The following is a 17799-nucleotide window of genomic DNA, read 5'->3' on the forward strand; positions in this document are numbered from 1 at the left end:
CACCTCACCTCACCCCCACTCCAATCCATCCCATCCGGTTCACATCCGGTTCAATCCGTGGTTCTCCCCTGGCTTGTTTGGATCGAACAACCCGGCGTTGCAATGCGACGCACGTTCCCTGGTCACGACGGAGCGTGCCCCTCCAGGGAGGGAAAACTGGTGGGGGATGAACACGGTGGAGTGTTCCCGTGATTTTACGCGGCCAGCCAACCGCGTCTATTTCTCCTTCTCGATCAGGAGCGCTCCGAGCGCGATCGCGAGGACGAGAAAGAGTGCGATGAGTCTCCAGCCGGTGAAATCGACGTAGTACTTTTCCGGTGGTCGGAAGCGCTGGGGGGCGTAGGTGTAATGGGGCGGGAAAACCTCCACCTGCGTCAACACGGGCCAGCCCCACCCGTCCCAGAACGCCTCGCGTCGCGCATAGGGGAACGTGGCGTTCAGCTTCTTCAGGACCTCCGGACTCGTCCCCTCGAAAACCATGAAGACCGTCGGTTTCTCGATCGGGGGGATCGCCTTCAGCAGGTCCTGCTCACTCAAGTTCCTTCCGTCAATCTGCGGCGCGAAGAACTGAAACGTCTCCTGCTCCCACTTGTAATCCGGACTGATCAGGTAAACGCGGAACTCCTTTGAAAAACTGCGTATCTGGCGCATCGCGATGACGCGTCCCGCCGCATGATCGCGGGCGAAGCGATAATACACCTCCCAGTCGTGCACGCCTGAAAACAGCACCGCCGCCGCCAGTCCCGCCGGCAGCAGCTTTTCAATGACCCCACCCGACTCTATCGCAACCCGGCGCACCAGTCGCTCGATGCCGATCGCCGCCACGATCGCCATGCCGGGGACCGCGATGTTGAGGTGCGGCCAGAAGGGCGGATCGATCGTCAGCATGCCGCCGAACAAAAACGTCGCGCCCACCCAAAGCAGCAGAAACGCATGCGAGAACCGCAGGCCGCGCCTCAGGCAGAAGCCGAGTCCGAAAATGAAGCTGAGCGCCGTAAACGCTCCGAGCATCGGTTTCCGCAAGTGACAGATCGTGCTCTCATCCGGAAAATAAAACGGAGCCAGCAGGGTGCGTTTGATCTGCTCCCAGATCACCACCATGGCATTGCCCTGGCTGTTGTACTTCTGCGTGAGATGCGCCCAGGCCGGATCGGTCCACAGGACCACGTCCTGACCCCGCCCCCTGAACTGCGCGAATTCAATGATCCCATAGATCAGGTTCGGCCCGAACACCACCAGCACCCCGAGCACCGCAACCGCCCAGTGCCCATAACCCACCTGCGTCTGCCTCCCGCGCTGCAGCCACCACAGCGCAAACAGCCCGACAACCAGCAGCGGGCCGATGCGCGCCGAATAGTAGTCGAGCAGTCCGGCCCCGATCGCGACACCGCCGAGCGCGAAGCTCAGCAGCCGCCCGCTGCGCAGCCCGTGCACGAGAAACAGCCCCGCCGCCGCCACGAACAAGGTCGCCAGGGGCCCGAACACCTGGCGGGAAAAATGGATGTGCACATAGTTGAACGCGAGAAACGCCGCCGCAAGCAGCCCCACCCAGCGGTTGAAGAGGATGCGCCCGTAGGCGTACACAACGATGCACGTCGCGCTCCCCGCGAGGATGCTGAACATGCTCAGCCCAGTCAGCGACACCCCGAACAGGCGCATCGACCAGGCGATGAACTGGTGCTCCGAAAGCGAATGCACCGTCTTCGCCATCCCGACCCAGCGCCAGTCGCCGTTCTCGATCAGGCGACGCGACCGCAGCCCCATGATCGCGACATCGTTGTCCACATGGAGCGGAAGCTTGTCGATGTCATTGTACCGAAGCATGAACGCCAGGAACACAATGATTACGAGGAGCAGGTACTCCCACGCCGCGATCGAGCGCAGCGGCTTCAGGCTGAACTGTCGCCACAACGGAACCAGCAGCAGCACAATGCTGAGCAGCCAGGTCCAGCGCACGACACTGGTCTCCCCCATCAGCACATAGACCACGCCCGAGAGAAGATACGCGAGCAGCGCCGGCAGAAATGAACGAAGGTTCACAGCTTCCGTCTGCGACGAGGACGGCGCGGACGCCGCCGAAACGCCGGGTGATGGCAGCGGAAAATTCTCCTGCCGTTTGAACGCCCAGTAACTCGCTCCCAACGCCAGAATCAAAAACACCGATCCCGCTATCTGCTGCCTGCCCCAGACATCGCCAGCGGTATCGTTAAACCGGGTGATGAATTCTCCCGTAAAGCAGTAATTGCTGAGCAGCGCGAAGAGGACAGCCGGAAGAAAAACGAGCAGCGACCGGGCGGTATTGCGGGATATTGTCATCTAGCCGGGGAAGGGGGTGTGGGTGCGGCGCTCGAAAACAAAGCAGGGCGCATCCTTGTGAACATCGCTTCAGTATTTCGGCTCAAACCCGGTGATGACAAGTCATCCCTCCGTCCGGTCGAAATTTTCATCTTTAGTCCATGGTCCGGCAATCTCAGCGTGAAAGCATGTCCGCACCCAGCCGTTCCTCCCCGCCGTCAATTTCCCGGCGACACTTTCTCCTCGAAACCACACTCGCCGCCTCCGCCCTCAGCCTCGCGGGAAAAGTGACCACCCCGACGGCTCATGCGGCCGTCACCCCCGCGCGCACGACCTGGCCTATCAGCGTTTTTTCCAAGCCGTTTCAGCACTTGAATGCGGAAGCGACGGCGGAATTTGTCGAGTCCATCGGCTGGGACGGCATCGAGTGTCCGGTGCGTCCGAAGGGGCAGATTGAACCAGAAAAAGCCGCCGATCTTCTTCCGGCCTACGTCCAGGCGCTCAAGCAGCGCGGACGGGAAATGTACCTGGCGACAACCGACATCACGCGCATCGATCAGAAATTTGCGGAGTCGACGCTTCGCGCCCTGTCGAAATCGGGCGTCCGGCGCATCCGGCTGGGCTACTACAAGTACGACCTCTCCCGATCGCCCGCGGACCAGATCGGAGAAGCCGCGGCGGCGCTGCGCGACATCGCGGCGGCCTGCGGCGAACTCGGCATCCAGGCGGGCTACCAGAATCACTCCGGGCGCAATTACATGGGCGCGCCCGTGTGGGACATTTATTCCGCCATCAAGGACCTCGATCCCCGCCACATGGGCTTCTGCTTCGACATCGGCCACGCGACAGTCGAGGGCGGCACGGACTGGCCCATTCAGGCGAAACTCGTGGAGTCGCATCTGACGGCGGTGTACATCAAGGATTTCTTCTGGAAGAAATCCGAGAAGGGATGGCAGGCGGCCTGGTGCCCGCTTGGCGATGGCATGGTGAACCGCAGCTATTTCGAGTCGCTCAGGAAAACGAGCTACCGCGGACCCGTTTCCCAGCACCACGAATACCACTGGACCAGCGAGTCCGAGATGACCGCCATGATGCGCAGGGATCTGCGTGTCCTGAAAGAATGGCTGGCCGCCTGAGCCTGCCCCGCGCGGCGCACTACTCCAGTCCCAGCGCGTTCCGGCCCGCAGGCGTGATCATCTGCGGGGTCCACACCGGATCCCACACGATGTGCACGCGCGCGCTTTTCACCTCGGGGAGCGCCGCCACCTTCGCGCGCGCATCCTCGGCAATCACCGGGCCCATCCCGCAGCCCTGCGCCGTCAGCGTCATTTTCACCTCGACCGCTCGGCCGCCCTCCGCGCGGTCCTCGACCGCGACGTCATACACCAGGCCGAGGTCGACAATGTTCACCGGAATCTCCGGATCGAAACAGGTGCGCAGGACATCCCAGACCATCTCCTCGCTGAATGCACCGCCCGGTCCCGTCGACGCGGCGGCGGCCGCACCGGCGGCATTCCCGGCGTAGCCTTCGATCGCACCGACGTCGTCACCAGAAATCCGATACAAACCTCTCTCCGTACGCACGGTGACATTGCCGCCGAGCGCCTGCGTAATGAACACCTGCGTGCCCTTGGGCAGCACGACCTCATCACCGGCCGGTATCAATGTGGCGGTGACGTCGCGGGAGAGTGTGTACTCGTTGCGGGAAGGCATGGCGAAAGGGAACGGCGTTGGTGAACTCTGTGCTATTGCACGACTATCTCAAGCGGAAGGCGCGCATAGAGGTGCCGGGGATCGTTGAACTGAGCGACCGTCGCCGCCTGCTCGCGGAAGCGTTCGGTGATCATGCCGAGCAGGCCGGGCTTTGACGCGGAGCTCTGCATGCCCTCAACCAATTCGCGCACCGTGTCCTGAAAGGACTTCGCCCGCGGATACTCCACGACGCTGAAGTTGTCTCCCAGGTCCGCCTTTTCCGCCGCATACGCGATGGCTGCATCCAGCCCGCCGATCTCGTCCACGAGCCCAACCTTCAAGCCGTCAGTTCCCGACCACACGCGCCCCTGGGCGATCTCCTTCACGCGTTCCGGCGACAGCTTGCGAGCCTCGCCCACGCGGGCCAGGAACTCGCCGTAGATCCAGTCGGCGTCGCGTTGAAACAGCGCCAGTTCCTCGGGGGTTTTTGGACGCGAAATCGTGCCCAGGTCGGCGAAGTGTCCGGTCTTCACGACGTCAAAGGTCACGCCCAGATTCGTCGCGAGTTTCTGCACGTCGATGAGAACGGAGAACACGCCGATCGATCCCGTGATCGTGGCGTCCTCCGCAAAGATGCGGTCGCCGAAAGTCGATATCCAGTAGCCGCCCGACGCGGCGTAGCCACCCATGGAGACCACGACAGGCTTCACCTCGCGCGTCAGCCGCACTTCGCGAAGGATGTGCTCTGATGCGGTTGCGGATCCACCGGGGCTGTTGACGCGAATCACCACCGCGGAAACGCCGGAGTCCTGGCGCAGACGCCTCAGCTCCCGGGCGAAACTTGTGCCGCCAACCTCGCCATGGCGCCCCTCGCCATCGACAATCGCGCCCTCGGCATAGACCACCGCGATTTTTCCGCGCTTTGCGGTTGTCGAGCCGGACTTTCCAGCGGCGGCCGCGATGGGTTCCGGCGGCAGGGTCCGCACGTAGGCGGTCAGGGCGGTCTGTTTGAAAGATTCCTTGGAGATGTCCTGGCCAGTGTTTCGCTTGAGTTCGCTGATCACTTCATCGCGGTAGGCCACACGATCCACGAGTTTTGCGGCGAGCGCCTTCGCGGGGCGGACGTTGCCCTCGGTGTCAACCAGCGCCTGCAGCGCGGCCGGATCCATCTCCCGCGCCGTCGCGATCGAGCCGCGCACCGTCGACCAGAGATCGTCGAGCAGCTTCTGAAGCTGCTCCCGGTTCTCCGGGCTCAGGTTCTCCCGCAGGAACGGCTCCACGGCAGACTTGTACTTGCCGACGCGCGCGACCTGCACGCCAACGCCGAGCTTCTCAAGCGCGCCGGCGAAAAACATGGGCTCGCTCGCGAGACCCGGAAGCGCGACCTGACCGTAGGGATCGAGAATGATTTCCGATGCGACCGACGTCAGGTAGATTTCGCGCGTGCCGGCGTCGCTCAAGTAAGCGACAACGGATTTTCCACTCTTGCGAAAGGCTTCGATCGCTTCGCGGACCTCCTTCAACGCGGCCAGGCTTGATCCGTAGTCATTGGGCACCATGCGGCCCGTGATCAGCATGCCGCGGATCCTCGCGTCCTTCGCCGCCGCGCGCAGCGACCGCGTGACCGTCCTCAACTGCAGCGCCTTCGGGCGGTCCGGCTGCTCCATGGAGGTGAAGACCTCCAGCGGATTGACCTGGGGCGGTGCGTCGGAAATGTCGGCGTTCAGGTCGAAAACGAGGTACGAACCGTTCTCCACCGTCACCGGCTTCGAGCCCGAAGTCGCCATTGCGACGAAACCCACGAAACCGAAGGCGGCGACAACCACGAAAAGGACGAAGACAAACAGGGCCGCCATCGTGCCGAGCATGGAGGCAAAGAAAGTTTTCATATGCGGCCACGTTACCGGGGCCGCGGGTTTGAGCTAGGGAAAAATTTTGGCCGCCCCCCGCGTCGGCGCGCGCCGCGCGTTCCCGGCCCTTCGGCCGCCCGCACCTGATGCAGGGCCTTCACAGCCATCAGCTTTCATGCTATTGTGTCGATAATTCACCCGTGCCCATGAGCGACCAAAAGGAACTGCTGACAACGAATCGAAAGGCGCTGACCGTTAATCTCGACGACGCGAAGTATGGAACATTTGCTGAAATCGGTGCAGGGCAGGAAGTTGCACGCGTCTTCTTCCAGGCCGGGGGCGCGGCGGGCACGATCGCGAAGACCATCTCGGCCTATGACATGACGTTCAGCGACGCCATATACGGCAAGTCCGCGCGATATGTTTCGCGGGAGCGCCTGGGCCTCATGCTTGAGCACGAGTTTGACCTGCTGCGCGAAAGGCTCTCAGCACAGCGGGGTGAAAAGACCACGTTCTTCACCTTTGCCGACACCGTTGCCGCGAAGAGTTTCAAGGGGAACAACGAGTGCCATGGATGGATGGGCATTCGGTTTCAAACGGAGCCCAACTCCGAGCCGAGCGACATTCTCATGCATGTGCGCATGTGGGACAAGGAGAACGTCCTTCAGCAGCAGGCCCTCGGCATCGTCGGCGTGAACCTCATCTACGGCGCCTTCTTCTACCGCGATGATCTCAAGAAGCTGATCCGCTCGCTCAGCGACAATGTCGGTCAGGATCGCATCGAGGTCGACATGCTCAAGTTCAGCGGCCCGGCCTTCGCGCATGTCGACAACCGGCTGACCTCTCTGCACCTCGTGGAGTTCGGGCTCACCAACGCCGTGATGTTCGGTCCCGGCGGCGATGTTCTCCAGCCATCGGAGGTGCTCTACAAGAAGGCGATCCTCGTTGAGCGCGGCAGCTTCCGTCCCGTCACCCATGTCAATGTCGACATGCTCAACTGCGCCTGCGCACAGTTTGTGCAGGAGCCTCTCGTCAAGGGCAAGGACACCGTCGTGCTCATGGAGATCACCATGAACAATCTCCTTGCCGGCGGGGACATCGACGCGCCGGATTTTCTGTCGCGCGTCGATCTGCTCGCCGACATTGGCCTGACGGTGCTGATTTCGAACTACCCCGAGTACTACCGCCTCACCTCCTACTTCCGGCGCTACACCAAGGAGATGATCGGCGTGCCGATGGGCATCAACAACCTCCTCGAGGTGTTCAACGAAAAGTACTACGAGGGCCTCGAGGGCGGAATCCTGGAGGCGTTCGGCCGCCTGTTCCGAAACTCGGTCAAGCTCTACATTTACCCGATGCACCAGAGCGCCTATGAGCACTACATCGCCTCCGTGCAGGAGAAGACTGGCGCCCAGATTTCAACCGCCCCCAATGCCTTTTCCTCCGGCGTGCTCATCACGGCGAAGAACCTCCAGGTCGCGGATCGCCTGCGCAACTTGTACGCCCACCTGCTGGAAAACCACTACATCGACAGCATTGTCGGCTTCGATCCAAGCATCCTGAACATTTTTTCGCGCGACGTGCTCCAGCGCATCAAGGACAACGACCACTCCTGGGAGCGCCTGGTCCCCGAGCCGGTCGCGATGGCGATCAAGAAGCGCCGGCTTTTCGGCTACACAGGCGCAGCGCCGGCGGAGCCCGACGGAACCCGGCGCACCGCGGGTGTCGACGTGTCAGACCCTCTCGCGGGACTGGTCTGAAGGTCAGTCGACCGACGCGTTTAAGTCGGGCCGGGCGCCGCGCGCAGAACAGGCTTTACTCCGCAGGCAAGGCGTTCTTTAGGACACGAAGTCATGCGCTTCGCCAAGTACCACGCCCTCGGAAATGACTACCTGGTGCTGAATCCGGCGGACTTCCCGGCCTGGCGGGAGCCCTCAACCGCGCAGATTCGCGTCCTTTGTCACCGCAATTTCGGGGTCGGTTCCGACGGCATTCTCTGGGGCCCCCTGCCCTCGCGCGACAGCGATTTCGGTCTCCGCATTTTCAACCCCGACGGCTCGGAGGCCGAAAAATCCGGCAACGGTCTGCGGATTTTTTCACGCTACCTTTCGGACCAGGGTCTGGTCAGAAGCCCCGTGTTCACCGTGGAGACGCCCGGGGGGCGGGTCCGCTCGGAGCTCAAGGACTCCGGCAGGCTCATCACCATCGACATGGGTCGGGTCAGCTTTTCGAGCGGCAGAATCCCCGTAACCGGTCCCGAGCGCGAAGTGATCAACGAACGCGTTCGGATCCAGGATCGGGAATTCACATTCTGCGCCGCGACCATCGGCAATCCCCACTGCGTTATCCCGCTTCCCGAAGTGTCCGCGGATCTGGCGCGTCGCTACGGCCCGGATCTGGAGGTCCATCCGTCATTCCCGCGCAAGACCAACGTGCAGTTCCTGCAACTGCTCGACCGCCGGAACATCCGCATCGAAATCTGGGAGCGCGGCGCCGGCTACACCCTGGCCTCGGGCAGCAGCTCCAGCGCCGCCGCCGCGGTCGCCCGCCGGATGGACCTGATCGATGAGCGGGTCACGGTGCACATGCCGGGCGGAACCCTCGACATCGAAATCGCCCCGGACTTCGCGATCCGGATGACCGGCACCGTCAACAAGGTCGCCGACGGCTCCCTGCACGGCGAGCTCTTCGACGTGACGGTCTGAAGCAGGTGCCTGCAATTCCCGTTGCACGGAATCGTCGCCGGGGTAGCCTGCCGGGGTGTCCGGCTGGTTCGCTGATTTTCTCCGATCGATCGGGTCACTGCTTTACTGGAATACCCGAAAATCCCTGTTCCGCCTCCGCGGTGCGCGGGGGCAGGCGCCTTGTCAGAACCCCAGCGATTCGGGCCGCGCCTTTGAAACCGGGTGCGATGCCTGCCTCCAATGGAGAAAGCCGCGCCGTTTCCGCCACGTGTGCCCGCTGCTCGTGCAATCGCCGGGTGGCGCGCCCACCTGCTCGGTTTCCGCGGACAACGTCAGGCCCTTCTGGCTGCGGGCGGTGGCGTTTCTTGGACTAGGATCCCTGGGAGCGTACCTGCTGATCGCCACGCTCGCCTTCCTTTTTCTGAAGCAGCGTGGGTACGAACTCACATTCGCCACCGTGGCCCTGCCCTCGCGCTGGGCGCATTTTCCCGAGATCCAGGCGCGGCTGTTCTTCAACAAGGGACGCGAGGCCTACGCCGACGGGCGACTCAATGAAGCGGTGCTGGCGTTGTCGCTCGCCTACGAGCGCTCGCCGGAGAACTACGAGGCGGGCGCGCTGCTCGCCTGGATCTGGCAGGCGTCCCAGCCCACGCTGTCGAACCAGATCTATCTTAAACTCCTGCGCTCGCACCCGGAGCGCCGCACGGAAACGGCCCAGCGCTGGTACCGGATTCTGCTCAACCGGGGCGACTTCGAATCCATCGCCCAACTCTCCGTCGAGCAGCTCACAGCGAGCTCATCGTCGACCGCAGCCTGGCTCTACGCCCTGCTGTTTGCCTCGCACCGCATGCCGGATGCCCGACTCATCGAAAAAGCGATGGAACGCTCGAGCGGTTTCGCGCCGGAAGTGCGGGATATCCTCGCCCTCGAGCAACGCTTGCAGTCGCCCGATCGCGGGAAGGCGGTGACTTCGCTCCTCAGCATTGACCCGGCAGCGACGCCGACCCCTCTCGCGCTCTTCCATCGCATCGATGCCCTGATTCGACTCCGCCACGGGAGGGATGCGCTTGGTCTACTCAGCGCGCATGGCGACAGCCTCGACGAGCGGTCCCGCGCATCCCTCAGGCTCGGCGCGCTGGCCGCCGTCGGCGACACCGAGGGACGCCGGGGCGAAATCGAGCGGCTGCTGAAGCCGGGGACGTCCCTTGCGGTCGTCGAGTTTGCCACTGCCAATCTGATCCGTTTTCCCGAAGCCAGCCTGATACAGGACTACCTCGCCCTTTTGGAAAAACGCCCGCTCGCCGTTTCTTCCGAAAACTTCGGCGCCTATGCCGGATTGTTCTGCCTGGCGGCGATCTCCAGCGATTCAACCCGCACCCAGGTGTTTGCCGAAGTGCTTCGACAGATCTCCGGATCCCCGCTCAACTTCCTCGACAGCATCGAGCATTTTTTCCAAGGCAATGCGGAGGATCAGAGGCTGACAACCTGCCTCTCGCGACTCCAGTCCCTGCCGCTTGAGGTGGTATATGCCCTGTATGAGCGTGCGGGAGCGAAACGCGAGGCCGCAGGGAAGGGCGCACCATGAGCAGGCGCGCCGCAGAGGCGGGCCGGACCGCGTTTCCCCGATCCTCCAGTCTCGCCCTGGCGCTGGCATTGGTCTGCGTCCTCCTGCTGGCGTGGATCGTATTCATGGTGCCTGAGTGGTTTCGCAATCCCGACCTTTCGCACGGGCTCGTCAGTCCGCTCCTCATGGCGATCCTGCTTCGCGAGGCGCGCACGCAGACCTACGCCGGCTACCTTTCATCGGGAGCCAATGCGGTTGCGCTGGTCACTCTGCTCGCTGCATCGCTGGCGATTTTCCTGTTCGCGGGCCTGATGGCGGCGGCGCTTTCCTGGTCCAACGATCTCACACTGTTTCTGATCGGCGCAGCCCTGAGCCTGCTCTTGATCGCGATCTGGGTGGTGTGCGCGCGCGACGAGTGGCGAGTGCTGCCATTCGCCTGGCCCGCCTTTGTCGCCTGCCTCGTGCCGATCCTGAGTTCGCCGTTCCCACCAGGAACCTACTCACGGCTGACGCTTGCGCTACAACTCGCGGTCACCCGCGGGGTCATCGGTGCACTTCATGTCCTTGGCATTCCCGCGAGGCAGAGTGGAAACATCATTGAGCTGGCCGGCGCGCGCGTGGGAATCGAGGATGCCTGCAGCGGCATCCGCAGTCTCATTTCCTGCGTCGTCGCGGCGCTTTTCTTCTCGGGCACACTCGTCAGCCGTCCCCTGGCCAGGATCGTGCTCGTTCTGGTGTCGGTGCCGCTCGCGCTCGGCATGAACTTCATCCGCTCGCTCGGACTTACCCTGGCCGCCGAGCGCGGGGTCGACATCGGCGGAGCGATTCACACCCTTTCCGGTTATGCGGGACTGCTGGTCTGCGCATTCCTGCTGGCGCTCATTGCGCGAGGCCTTGGACGACGCCCCCCGCTCTCCTGTCCGAATGTTTCCGCGGGCAATCCGCCATCGACCGCGCTTCCGCGCGTGCTCCTCGCAGGCACCGCGCTCGCGGCGGTTTCGCTGCTCTTTTTCGTCCTGAAAACGCAGCCTGCCGCAACCACCCGCCAGCCTGCGCCCGATCTGGCTACGATTCTGCCGTCCGCCTATCCGGGATGGAAGGTTGAGACCACGGAGGATCTCTACCGGTTTTCCTCCACGCTCCAGACCAACAACCTTGCGCAGCGCACCTATCTGCGGGAGACCGCCAGCGGCATTGAGCGACTCACGATCTATCTCGCCTATTGGGCGCCGCATCAGGCGTCCGTCAGCCTGGTGGCATCGCACACACCGGACGCCTGCTGGCCGGGCGCCGGATGGAAATCGCTCGAGGAACGCGCCTCGCGGGCGCCCGTCAGCGTCGGCAGCCACGCCCTGCCTTCCGCCGAATACCGGACCTTCCAGCAGGGTGCCACGGTGCAGCATGTCTGGTTCTGGCACCTCCATGACGGGCAGCCCGTGACCGACACCGATCCCTTTTCCCCCCTCAAGCTTGCGCGATTGATCCTCCGTCACGGCGTGCAGAGCGAGTCGTCGCAACTCTTCATCCGCTTCTCAAGCAACGCCGCCTGGCCCGCGCTCGCCGCCGAGCCTCTGGTCGCGGACATCGTTCATCGGCTGCGGCCCTATGGACTCTGAGGCTTGCGCACCCAGAATTGTCGACCCGCGGGACCGGGACTCGCAGCTTAACAGCAGGCCCCGGTGATTTCTTCCAGCAACTGGAGGGGCGCGCTCCGTCGTGACCAGGGAACCCCACCAACGGAGTGGACTTTCAACCCATCCTGGAGGGGCACGCTTTGTCGTGACCGGGGGGCGTGCGTCGCGAAACTTCGCGGGACAGTTTTCACGCAGAGTCGCATGAGACGCGGAGCATAGGAGATGTCGAAGGTCGGAAAACAGAGGACAACACCCGCAAACAGTCCATCGAATCATCGTGGAATCGCATTCTCCTGCATCAGCGTCCCACCCCAAGGATTGAAACACTTCGTCCCCAACTGCCCGAAGCACAATTCCCGAAGGGGCGACTCTTGACCCTGGGCCAAACTTGGGCCATCTATTGTTGCGCCGCACGCGAGAGCGGGAAATCCCGATGGAGGCGCTCCAGCAGATTCTTCGCTGGATCGAAAATAATCCAATTTTTCCGACAGGTGACTGGTACAAACGCTTTCACGGCGTCACCCTATGTGGGCGGGATTCGTTCGTGCGATCGTGCGTCTTGTTGAACCAGATCGAGAACCGCTGCTTGAGCAGCTTCATGAACTGCGAAACATCCCCCATCAGTGCGTTCTGTCGATTTCTCCACGCCACAGCCTCAGGACCATTCGCCTCCAACTGCGCTTTGACGACCTCCAACCGCGTCATCTGATACCGCGTTGGACTTGAATAGAGGACATGAAATCGTCTGAGCAACTCATCATCCGGAATGAACGTCTTCCGCGGCACCTTCACCAAGACATGAAAATGGTTGGTAAGGATTGCATACGTGACAACCCGAACGCCGCAGCAGTCCGCCACCTGCCACAACTGTTTGCGCAACACATCCTTTGCAACGTCATTAAGCAACATCTCCCCATCCACGGACCGAGTCATGCACTGATAGATTCCCTCGCATTCCTCCGCCACGATCTTGATGCGACACCCTCTCATGCCGCGAATCCATCCCTTTTTACCTCAATTGCAAAGCGCCCAAACACCCCAAATGAGGTGTGTCCATACTCACCCATCCCGATATTTGCCTGTCCCTCCTCATTCGATCAGGGACAGGCTATTGTGGTGGCTCATCAAATCACTCCAGTTGGCGAAATCTGGCTAGTCAGAATTAGGGACAGGTAGATCCAAAGTTTGCAGATCACCACCAACCATCCGCGCGAAACTGAAAATGAATCCCGCTGCCTGAGTTGGCGCACTCAACAAGATCTCTGTCGCATCTCTCCCATCGGCCAGTGTAACCAATCACATTTCCATCACGTCAGGCCGCGATGCCGCTTCGGTGCACGATACTGGGTGGAGCCGCTATGGCGTGCTCAAGCCCGCAACACATTAAAGCGTGCTCATCGGCAATGTGATGGGATTCTTCACATCTGCCGCCGCTCACGGCTGGTGGCCGTTTGAAACACCTACCAGCTCCTTTCTCAATCGCCACTACCTTGTCACTCGAATCAGTCCGTTCCACTCGTCATCGGCCTTATTCCAAATGACTTCACCTTGAATCCCCTTCAAGCAATCACGAGCGGAGGTTCGAATTGATGCGCGCAAACACCATCTTGCCTCCGGCAGATGGAATTACACTGGTGATCTCGGCCTGCACCGTCTGCCCCAGGTGAGAACGTCCGTCGCTTACCACCACCATCGATCCATCTTCGAGGTAACCGACCCCTTGGTTCTCTTCCTTGCCCGGCTTGATCAGTTCAACTTCCACCGACTCGCCCAGCAGCAGCGCGGGCTTCAATGACTTTGAGAGCGCGTTTAGATTGAGCCATGCGACGCCATGAAACTCCGCCATTTTCGCCAGATTGTAGTCGGTCGTCAGAAGCTTGGCACGCATGGATTGCGCGAGAAACACAAGCTTCGCCTCAATATCGCTCCGCTTCGCTTCACTTTCGTGAATTCGCAGGTCGAGTCGCTTGATCTGGCGCAGCTCATTCAACACCTCCAACCCACGACGTCCACGCCCCTGAAGCAGCGGATCCGAGGAGTCGGCAATCGACTGCACCTCGTTGAGCACGAAACGCGGAATGATCAGCGCGCCGCCCATGAACCCAGCTTCACAGACGCGCGCCACGCGGCCGTCGATCAATGCGCTCGTATCCACAACGACCAGCGGAACATCCACCTCGTGTCTCACGAACCGCACGTACGGAATGACAAGATTAAACTCATCCTTTCCGCGCAGCGCGATAACCGCACCAAGATATCCGCATACCAGAAACAAACCCAGTCGCACGAGGTGGATGACTTCAGGATCTCCCTGGTCGAAAAGCGGCGAGGCCCCCAGGAGTTGCGCGATCAGCAAGCCGATCGCGAGGCCAAAGGTCACGGCACTGAGTCCACGCAGGGAGAAACCTCGAAGCAGCAAATCCACCAGAACGACAAGCACGCCGATCGAGAAACCCATGAACGTCGCCAGCAGCTGAAAGCGATCCCAGTCTGCAATGGTATAACACACCAGCCACCCCCCCGCCGCGCAAAGGGCGATGAAAACAACGCGTATGGGCACCAAGGTTCGGTTCATCGGCTGACGGGCGGAGTCGGCGTTTCGCAACCGTGCAGAGCGAAAAACAGCAACGGCAGGAACACCCCCGCCAGCATCAGCAGATAGAGCAACCACACCACCCGCTGGGCTTTTCCCTTTTCATCCTCGCTCGGCTCCATTCTCTAGTCAGCGCATCTATGTCGCCCCTCCATGACAATCCAATACTGGCTCGTTAAACAAGAACCCGACTCCTACCCGTGGGCCCGGTTTGTGGCCGATCGCAAAACCGACTGGACGGGAGTGCGCAACTACCAGGCGCGAAACAACCTGAAAGCCATGAACAAGGGTGATGAGGTTCTGTTCTACGCGAGTGGCGACATCAAGGCTGTCCTGGGTGTGGCCGTGGTCTCAAGGGCAGCTTTTCCCGATCCCACCTCAGAGACCGGAGAATCCTGGGTCGCCGTCGAGCTCAAGGCAGGCAAGGCGCTCCCCAAACCTGTGACGCTCACCCAGATCAAATCCGAGCCAGACCTGCAATCCATGCTCTTGATCCGGCACACACGCCTTTCTGTCGTGCCAGTGTCCAGGAAGGAGTTCGACTCCATTCTCGAAATAGGATCCTGATCTGCCATGATTGAGACAATCGCCATACTCGCGCCTGGCCTGCTCGGTGGATCCGTGGCCATGGCGGCACGGGCACGTGGAGCCGCACGGCGCATTGTCATCTGGGCCCGACGCCCGGAAGTTCGTTTGCAGGTTGCGAAACAACCTTGGTGCGATGCAATTGCATCGACTCCGGAAATCGCGGCAGGCGAAGCAGACGTCGTGGTGCTCGCCGCACCCGTTGAAAGGATCGTCGAACTGGCGCGTGCCATCGCTCCGCATCTGAAGCCCGGAAGTGTCGTGACCGACGTTGGTTCAACCAAGGGATCACTGGTCCGCGCCTGCACCAATGCTCTCGGCATCCAGGCTCATTTTGTCGGCTCCCATCCCATGGCGGGAAGCGAGAAGACCGGCTGGGAAAACGGCTCCGCCGAGCTTTTTCTACGCCGCGTCTGCTTCGTGACCCCGCTTCCTTCAACGGATGCCGCCGCATTGGAGATCGTCAGCCGACTCTGGAGCGATCTCGGTGCGAGTGTAGCGACGCTATCACCCGACGAACACGATGAGATTGTCGCGCACATCAGTCACCTGCCGCAGGTGATCGCCAGCACGCTTTGCACTTTCCTCTCACAGCGCCCCGCTCCATGGAGAAACTTCTCCGGCGGTGGTTTGCGCGACACGACACGAATTGCAGCAAGCGACCCGGCCATCTGGGTTGAAATCCTTCGCAACAATCGGGACGAAATTCTGCGCGCACTGCGCGGCTTCCAATCCGAGATGGAGTCTTTCCACGCGGCGCTGGCCAACGGAGACTGGATCGAGGTCGAGTCCAGGATCGAGCGCGGCAAGGCCTACCGCGATGCCTTCCGCCCCTAGGCCACCGTCGTTTCTCCCTTGGCTCCGACTCCACCCGCGTCACGCTGGTCGCCGCTTGTCTCATGACCTTGCCTGAACTGCTTCCCGTCGCACCCTTCACCCACCCAGTCCGGGGTGAGGCTGTCCTTCCTGGATCCAAAAGCCTGACCAATCGCGCGCTCCTGCTAGCTGCACTGAGTGCCAATCCCGCAAGACTTGCCGGAGCTCTTTTCAGCGAGGACACCGAGTTGATGGCCTCCGCACTGCGCGCAATGGGTTTCACCGTTGTCACTGAGGCAGCGACCGGCACCATTGAACTTCACGGCCAGGACAAGGCCTATCCCGCGTCCAGCACTGCACAAAATCCGACTGAACTCTTTGTCGGCCTTGCCGGCACCGCCGCTCGTTTCCTCACGGCCCTGTGCGCGGCAGCCCCTCGCGGCGTGTATCGGATCGACGGCGTTCCGCAGATGCGCCGGCGCCCGATGCGCCCGCTCATAGATGCCCTTCGTTCCCTCGGCGCAGGCATCAAGTGTTTGGGCGAGGAGGGATTTTTCCCGCTGGAAATCCATGGCGGCGGACTCCGTGGCGGCAGGGTCCGCCTCGATGCGAGCGAGAGCAGCCAGTTGCTCTCGGCACTGCTGATGATCGCGCCTCGTTCGCCAGGACCCGTCAAAATCGAACTTGCCGGCTCGGTAAGGTGGACCTTTGTGGAAATGTCTCTCCGGCTGATGGCGGAGTTCGGCGTCCACGTGCCGGTGCCGCAGGACAGGTCCTCTTTCGCCATCGCGCCCAGGGTCTATCGCGCGCCCGAGATGTGCGTCGTCGAACCCGACGCCACCGCCGCCAGCTATTTCCAGGCTCTTCCGCTCGTCGTGGGTGGATCTCTCGCCCTCCCCGGCCTGCGCCCTCCGGGTGCCGGCTTGCAGGGAGACTCCGCGTTCCTCGATGTCATGCAGCGCGTGCGGTTGCGGCCGGAAGGACAGCCTCTCTCCGAGGATTTCCACGAGATTTCCGACACGTTCCTGACCCTTGCAGCAATCGCCCCGCTCCTCAAGGGTCCGACACACATCTCCGGCATCGCGCACACGCGCAAACAAGAGACCGACCGCGTAGCCGGCATGGCATCCGAGCTTCGCCGCCTGGGACAGGATGTGATCGAAACCGAAGACTCCCTGACCATCACCCCACGCCCCCTGCGTACCGGACATGTCATCGAGACCTATGGCGATCATCGCTTCGCCATGAGCTTCGGCATTCTCGGATGTCGCAATCTCCTCGGAAATGGTTCGCCCTGGCTCACCATTCGAAACCCCGCCTGCTGTGCCAAAACCTTCCCGCACTTTTTCGAGTTGCTCGCCTCGCTGCGGCAAAAATCGTTGCCGGCCTGATGGGCTCTACCTCTCCCTTTCTCATCGTCGCCATCGACGGCGGCGCGGCCTCCGGAAAGTCATCAACGTCGCGCGCACTCGCGGCGCGTTTTCCCCTGCTGCACGTCGACACGGGCGCGCACTACCGCGCCATAACCGCCGAGATGCTTCGACAGGGAGTTTCTCCGTCCGACCCGCTGGCCGTGGAGTCCGCGCTGACAAGACTCTCGCTTGGCACGCAAGTGACAGGATCCGAGGCCTCGCTGGAAGTCAACGGGCGGATACCCGGCACGGAGATACGCAGTCCCGAGGTAAATGCATCCGTCTCCCATTTCGCGGCGCTGCCCGCAGTTCGATCCACGCTGCTTCAATACCAAAGGGGACAGGCTGATGTGGCGCGCCGGCTCGGCTTCCGCGGACTGCTCATGGAGGGACGGGACATCGGATCGGTGATCTTCCCCGACGCCGACTTGCGCTTCTATCTCCATGCTGATCCGGAGGAGCGCGCCCGCCGCCGCGCGGAACAGGGACAGGCTGATTCAATCACCGAACGCGACCGGCTCGATTCATCGCGCAAAACCGCACCGCTGACAATTTCTCCCGGAGCCATTGCCATCGACTCCACCCATCTCTCCCTCGAACAGGTCGTCTTCCAAGTCTCGGCGCGCATCGCCGAGAAACTCCAGACGGGACGTCGCTGAATCACGATGAGCCGC

The 17799-nt window shown here is 62.0% G+C and carries 14 protein-coding genes and 1 pseudogene; 9 read left to right on the top strand and 6 right to left on the bottom strand.

All coding sequences use genetic code 11. The features are described 5' to 3' along the window. Nucleotides 1–216: 216 nt before the first annotated feature. On the bottom strand, nt 217–2316 hold the full coding sequence (locus HS122_11455) for a glycosyltransferase family 39 protein (protein MBE7539017.1): 2100 nt from the start codon (nt 2314–2316) through the stop codon (nt 217–219). A 167-nt stretch (nt 2317–2483) separates the two neighbouring features. Here HS122_11455 and HS122_11460 point away from each other — a divergent pair, with 167 nt between their 5' ends. Continuing rightward, nucleotides 2484–3431 (top strand): sugar phosphate isomerase/epimerase, encoded by a 948-nt coding sequence (locus HS122_11460; protein ID MBE7539018.1) that lies wholly within the window; start codon nt 2484–2486, stop codon nt 3429–3431. A gap of 19 nt (nt 3432–3450) precedes the next feature. On the opposite strand, the gene HS122_11465 is transcribed toward HS122_11460, so the two are convergent. Together HS122_11465 and sppA are read right to left on the bottom strand one after the other, a co-directional pair. Continuing rightward, nucleotides 3451–4008, bottom strand: a complete 558-nt coding sequence (locus HS122_11465) for a DUF59 domain-containing protein (GenBank protein MBE7539019.1) — start codon at nt 4006–4008, stop codon at nt 3451–3453. Nucleotides 4009–4040: 32 nt separating this feature from the next. Continuing rightward, nucleotides 4041–5876: a signal peptide peptidase SppA gene (gene sppA, locus HS122_11470; protein MBE7539020.1), complete on the bottom strand. Its 1836-nt coding sequence runs from the start codon at nt 5874–5876 to the stop codon at nt 4041–4043. A 167-nt stretch (nt 5877–6043) separates the two neighbouring features. Between sppA and HS122_11475 the strand changes: the two are divergent. From HS122_11475 to HS122_11490, 4 genes and pseudogenes are all read left to right on the top strand, one after another. After that, nucleotides 6044–7513, top strand: a pseudogene (locus HS122_11475) (TonB-dependent receptor). A gap of 177 nt (nt 7514–7690) precedes the next feature. Further along, nucleotides 7691–8542 (top strand): diaminopimelate epimerase, encoded by an 852-nt coding sequence (locus tag HS122_11480; protein MBE7539021.1) that lies wholly within the window; start codon nt 7691–7693, stop codon nt 8540–8542. A 55-nt stretch (nt 8543–8597) separates the two neighbouring features. Next, on the top strand, nt 8598–10106 hold the full coding sequence (locus HS122_11485; GenBank protein ID MBE7539022.1) for a hypothetical protein: 1509 nt from the start codon (nt 8598–8600) through the stop codon (nt 10104–10106). After that, nucleotides 10103–11701 (top strand): exosortase/archaeosortase family protein, encoded by a 1599-nt coding sequence (locus tag HS122_11490; protein MBE7539023.1) that lies wholly within the window; start codon nt 10103–10105, stop codon nt 11699–11701. Before HS122_11485 ends, HS122_11490 begins: the two co-directional genes overlap by 4 nt. A gap of 528 nt (nt 11702–12229) precedes the next feature. Here HS122_11490 and HS122_11495 read toward each other — a convergent pair. The 3 genes from HS122_11495 to HS122_11505 form a co-directional block, all read right to left on the bottom strand. Then, entirely contained in the window at nt 12230–12652 is a 423-nt protein-coding gene (locus HS122_11495; protein ID MBE7539024.1) for a hypothetical protein, read from the bottom strand. A gap of 634 nt (nt 12653–13286) precedes the next feature. After that, a complete protein-coding gene (locus tag HS122_11500; protein ID MBE7539025.1) occupies nt 13287–14294 on the bottom strand; it encodes a TRAM domain-containing protein in 1008 nt (335 codons plus the stop codon). Continuing rightward, the gene (locus tag HS122_11505; protein ID MBE7539026.1) at nt 14291–14434 is read right to left on the bottom strand and encodes a hypothetical protein; all 144 of its coding nucleotides are present in this window, start codon (nt 14432–14434) and stop codon (nt 14291–14293) included. Before HS122_11505 ends, HS122_11500 begins: the two co-directional genes overlap by 4 nt. A gap of 31 nt (nt 14435–14465) precedes the next feature. Here HS122_11505 and HS122_11510 point away from each other — a divergent pair, with 31 nt between their 5' ends. The 4 genes from HS122_11510 (at nt 14466) to cmk (ending at nt 17784) form a co-directional block, all read left to right on the top strand. Further along, on the top strand, nt 14466–14879 hold the full coding sequence (locus HS122_11510) for an EVE domain-containing protein (GenBank protein ID MBE7539027.1): 414 nt from the start codon (nt 14466–14468) through the stop codon (nt 14877–14879). A 6-nt stretch (nt 14880–14885) separates the two neighbouring features. Further along, nucleotides 14886–15734, top strand: a complete 849-nt coding sequence (locus HS122_11515) for a prephenate dehydrogenase/arogenate dehydrogenase family protein (protein MBE7539028.1) — start codon at nt 14886–14888, stop codon at nt 15732–15734. 62 nt (nt 15735–15796) lie between these two features. Next, entirely contained in the window at nt 15797–17104 is a 1308-nt protein-coding gene (gene aroA, locus HS122_11520) for a 3-phosphoshikimate 1-carboxyvinyltransferase (protein ID MBE7539029.1), read from the top strand. After that, nucleotides 17104–17784 carry a (d)CMP kinase gene (cmk, locus tag HS122_11525; protein ID MBE7539030.1) on the top strand — a complete coding sequence of 227 codons (681 nt, stop codon included), beginning with the start codon at nt 17104–17106 and terminating at the stop codon, nt 17782–17784. The genes aroA and cmk overlap by 1 nt, the downstream gene beginning before the upstream one ends. The last annotated feature ends 15 nt before the right edge of the window (nt 17785–17799 follow it).

The organism is Opitutaceae bacterium (genome assembly GCA_015075305.1).
Lineage (GTDB): Bacteria > Verrucomicrobiota > Verrucomicrobiia > Opitutales > Opitutaceae > UBA6669.